This is a genomic window from Microcoleus sp. A003_D6 (genome assembly GCF_036702825.1).
GTDB lineage: Bacteria > Cyanobacteriota > Cyanobacteriia > Cyanobacteriales > Microcoleaceae > Microcoleus.
On record NZ_JAUBWA010000232.1, the window covers coordinates 1 to 4602 of the forward strand.

2 protein-coding genes and 1 pseudogene are annotated in these 4602 nt (G+C 44.9%); all 3 read left to right on the forward strand.

Annotated features, from left to right (window positions below):
• A pseudogene (locus QUB70_RS31635) lies at positions 1-593 on the forward strand (IS200/IS605 family accessory protein TnpB-related protein); the annotation flags it as partial.
• 186 nt (positions 594-779) lie between these two features.
• A complete protein-coding gene (chlG, locus tag QUB70_RS31640) occupies positions 780-1790 on the forward strand; it encodes a chlorophyll synthase ChlG (protein ID WP_332985736.1) in 1011 nt (336 codons plus the stop codon).
• A gap of 157 nt (positions 1791-1947) precedes the next feature.
• Positions 1948-4464 carry a transglycosylase domain-containing protein gene (locus QUB70_RS31645; RefSeq protein WP_332985737.1) on the forward strand — a complete coding sequence of 839 codons (2517 nt, stop codon included), beginning with the start codon at positions 1948-1950 and terminating at the stop codon, positions 4462-4464.
• Positions 4465-4602 lie beyond the last annotated feature (138 nt).

Genomic DNA, 4602 nt, shown 5'->3' on the forward strand with positions numbered 1-4602 from the left:
ACCTCACCCAGAATTCAGCGATTAACTCGCTGTCGCAACCAAAAGGTTGATAATTACTTGCATCATGCTAGCCGCGTTATTGTTGACCATTTGGTAGTGAATCAAATTGGCACGCTAGTCATTGGCAAAAATGCACAGTGGAAAACTGATATCAATCTAGGTAAACAAACAAACCAAAATTTCGTCAGCATTCCTCACTCTCGATTAGTTGAGATGTTAGAATACAAAGCTTTACTGGTAGGAATCACAGTAATTGTACAGGAGGAATCCTACACATCCAAAGCAAACTTTGTGGGATTAGACCCAATTCCTGTTTATGGAAAAACCGAAAAAGAGCCTGTATTCACTGGAAAACGGCTCTCACGAGGATTGTACAAAACATCGACTGGTCGGTTAATTAATTCCGATGTGAATGCTTCGTACAACATTCTCAGAAAAGCTTTTCCCTTATGCCTTGTGCGATGGGATAGGGAGCTGTGTAGTTGGGCCAATGCGGGTCGATCCGCTCAAAGTAAAACAGAAAGGGGAGGGCTGATGCCTCCCATGTCATTGCAATAAATGACTATAGTTTTACCAGCTATTTATCCTCTTGACATTTACACAAAATAATGATATTAAATTATATTGGTAAAACCCGTATTTTTCTCTCTTCTTCAACTCCAAGCCGGGAGGAGGTTTTCAATACTGGTGCAGGCAATGCCTTAAATATCAGTGGTATTCTATCAGAATTATTGAAACGGAAAACGACACAATAATAGCAGTATCACTAACATCCAATTATGTCTGACTCTCCTCCATCCCAAATCTCCCCAGAATCCGCACCGGAAAGCGCTGCTACCGAAAACCGAAGTTCCAAAACTCGGCAACTGTTGGGCATGAAAGGGGCCGCTAGCGGGGAAACTTCCATCTGGAAGATTCGCTTGCAACTGATGAAACCGATTACCTGGATTCCCCTAATTTGGGGCGTGGTGTGCGGGGCGGCGTCTTCTGGAAACTATGTTTGGAATCTAGAGAATTTCTCGATCGCAGCAGCTTGTATGTTGATGTCAGGGCCTTTGCTTGCCGGGTACACTCAAACTTTGAACGATTTTTACGATCGCGACATTGATGCCATTAACGAGCCCTACCGTCCAATTCCCTCCGGGATCATCTCGATTCCCGAAGTAGTCGCGCAAATTTTGGTATTATTAGCCGCAGGCATTGCGGTGGCTTATGCTCTAGACTTGTGGGCGGGTCACGAATTCCCCATAATGACTGTTTTAACTCTCGGCGGCGCATTTTTAGCTTACATCTACTCTGCGCCCCCGCTGAAACTCAAGCAGAATGGCTGGTTGGGAAATTATGCCCTGGGTGCTAGCTACATTGCTCTGCCTTGGTGGGCCGGTCAAGCTTTGTTTGGTACACTAGATCCCACCATTATGGTTTTGACTCTGTTTTATAGTTTGGCAGGGCTGGGGATTGCGATCGTCAATGATTTCAAAAGTGTCGAGGGCGATCGCCAATTAGGGTTAAAATCTTTGCCAGTGATGTTTGGCATCGACACAGCAGCCTGGATTTGCGTGTTGACGATCGATATATTTCAAGCAGGGATTGCAGGCTACCTGATCGCCATTCACCAAAACCTTTACGCTGTCATTCTGCTGCTGCTGATAATTCCCCAAATCACTTTTCAGGATATGTACTTTTTGCGCAATCCCCTGGAAAATGATGTTAAATATCAGGCAAGTGCTCAGCCTTTCCTGGTGTTGGGTATGCTAGTAGCGGCTTTGGCACTAGGTCATGCTGGTTGAGAAGAATTTTGAGTTGTGAATTTTGAGTTAAATATTTTTTAATTCAAAATAGATAACTCAAGATTATTCACAGTGTTATTGAATAAAAAATGTCAAGTTAAAAATTAAAAATTGAAGAGGGCTAGCCTTTTTAATTTTTAATTTTTAATTTAAATTGATGAGGTTTGAAGGTCTGAACGTGGCAGAATTTTTCTCAAATATCAAAGATAAGTTGAGCAAAGTCACTAACGCAATAAGCGGTAATTCCGATCGAGAATCGCTTAATGCTGCGCAGGGCAATGAGCTCAAGTCGCCGGAATCGGAGGCGGAATTTTCTACACGGACAACGGATGAGCGATCGGAGTATGTGGTAGAAGAAGATCGTGTACCCCTAGAAGAGTCGGAATTAAATTGGGAATTAGACCCTGAAATTCAGAGGTATCAAATAGTTAAGCGCGATTGGGAAGGGTTGAAGCGCTTAATCGCTTGGTTGGAAATTGAACCTCAAGTTACCAGCTTGCAAACCAAGGGAAAAGAATTGTTGCGGCCGGGATTGAGTTTGCTGGAAACTAAACTACCCCAAAAATCGGATAGTAGCGAATTGCCGGAAAATAGCGCACCGCAGAACACCGAACTGCCGGAAAATAACGAACTGTCGGAAAATAGCAAACTTCAGGGAAAGTTAAAAAAAATCCTGTCCCGCCCGCCTAGATTTTGGATAGGAATAGGTGTTGCCAGTATAGGCGGGGGTGCTTTAATCTACGGTTTGTGGATTTTGCACACCTTAGACAAAGGTTTGCCGGATGTTAACGATTTGTCAGCGTTTAACCGCGACGGAACGCTGACAATTAAGGCGGCAGATAATACTATTTTGTTGCAGTCGGGGCCTGCAACTAGAGATAAACTGAAACTTAAAGAAATTCCCGAACTGTTGGTTAAAGCTTTTATTGCCATAGAAGACCGCCGTTTTTACAAACATCGCGGGGTTGATTATCAAGGTATTGTGCGATCGATTGTTTCTAATTTGATAGCGAGAGATTTAGTGCAGGGCGGCAGTACAATTACACAACAATTGGCTCGCGTTGTTTTTCTCAATCAGGAAAGAAGTATTAGGCGGAAGGTTCGGGAAGCTCTTTTAGCTCAGAAAATAGAGCGAGAGTTGAATAAAGATGAAGTTTTAGAAAGATATTTAAATCTGGTTTATTTGGGTTCGGATGCCTACGGAGTGGCAGATGCGGCTTGGGTTTTCTTTAGCAAAACAGTCGATCAATTAACTTTGGCAGAGATGGCAACTTTGGCGGGTTTGCCGCCGGCACCGAGCGAATATTCGCCTTTAGTTAATCCCGATATTGCTAAGAAACGCCGCAATCTTGTGCTGCAACAAATGCAGGAAGGGAAGGTAATTACAGAGGTTCAGGCGAAGCAGGCAATGGCGGAACCTATGGCGGTTAAACCAAGTCCGCCGAAGCGATTTAAAGTAGTCGCACCTTATTTTGCTAGTTACATTCGGAGGGAATTGCCGCGCTATGTTTCTCAGGATGCTTTGGAAGCTGGCGGTTTGACTGTCGAAACGACGGTGGATTTGAAGTGGCAGAAAATAGCGGAACAGGTGATTAAAAATGCGATCGAAGTTGATGGTCGCAGTCAGGGTTTTGAACAGGCAGCTTTAGTTTCTATGGACACTAAGACTGGGGAAGTTAAGGCCCTGGTAGGAGGTGGAAATTATAGAGAAAGTCAGTTTAATCGCGCTACGCAGGCTTTGCGGCAGCCCGGATCGACGTTTAAAGGGTTGGTTTATGCCGCGGCGATGGCGGCTGGTTTTTCTCCCTATGACGGTTACGAAGACGAACCAATTATTATCGACGGCTATCAACCGAATAATTATGGCAAAAAATTTAGCGGTTGGCGATCGATCTCTGATGCTTTGACGCGTTCGGTGAATGTGGTGGCGGTGAAGGTGTTGATCGATGTCGGGTTTGAACCGGCGATCAAATTAGCCCACGATATGGGAATTAAATCTAAATTGAGTCCGATTTATTCCCTAGCTTTGGGTTCTTCGGAGGTAAACTTGCTGGAGTTAACCAATGCTTACGGTACTTTAGCGTCGCAAGGGAATTTTATTGAAGCCCACGGAATTACTCGCGTAATTAATCAGCGGGGAGATGTGATTTATCAGGCTAATTTTAAACCGAAGCGGGTTTTGGATAAGGATAGTGCTGCGATTACTACTTGGATGTTGGAGGGTGTTGTGCAAGACGGTACGGGGGGGCCTGCTGCTTTAAACGATCGCGCTGTAGCAGGCAAAACTGGTACTTCGGAAAACGTGCGGGATTTGTGGTTTATCGGTTATATTCCGCAGGTGGTGACTGGCGTTTGGCTGGGGAATGATGACAATTATCCGACTTGGGGAACTAGCGGTACGGCGGCGTATAATTGGCGCGATTTTATGAATCAAGCTGTTAAGGGAATGCCCGTTGAGAAGTTTCCTAAGTTGCCGAAGCTGGAGGGCCGCAAAGGTAGTATTAAGGCGAAACCGGTGCAGCCTAATAGGATTATTCGGGGGATGATTGTGACTGAGGATGGGGCGATCGTGCCTTACAATCCCAATCCTCAACCCCGGTATCGCGAGTGGCAAGAACCTGCTTATCAAGAACCTGCTTATCAAGAGCCTGCTTATCAAGAACCGGGATATTAAACTATCGGTTTGCAGTAAGGACTTTACTCCAATGGCACTGAAAAAGGCTTAATCACGCCCTCAGTTTAGCTTTCAAGACAGAGCGAGGTTCCTGCATTCGAGGATATGGTTTCGGTCTGCGTTTTAAAACCCTAGGTT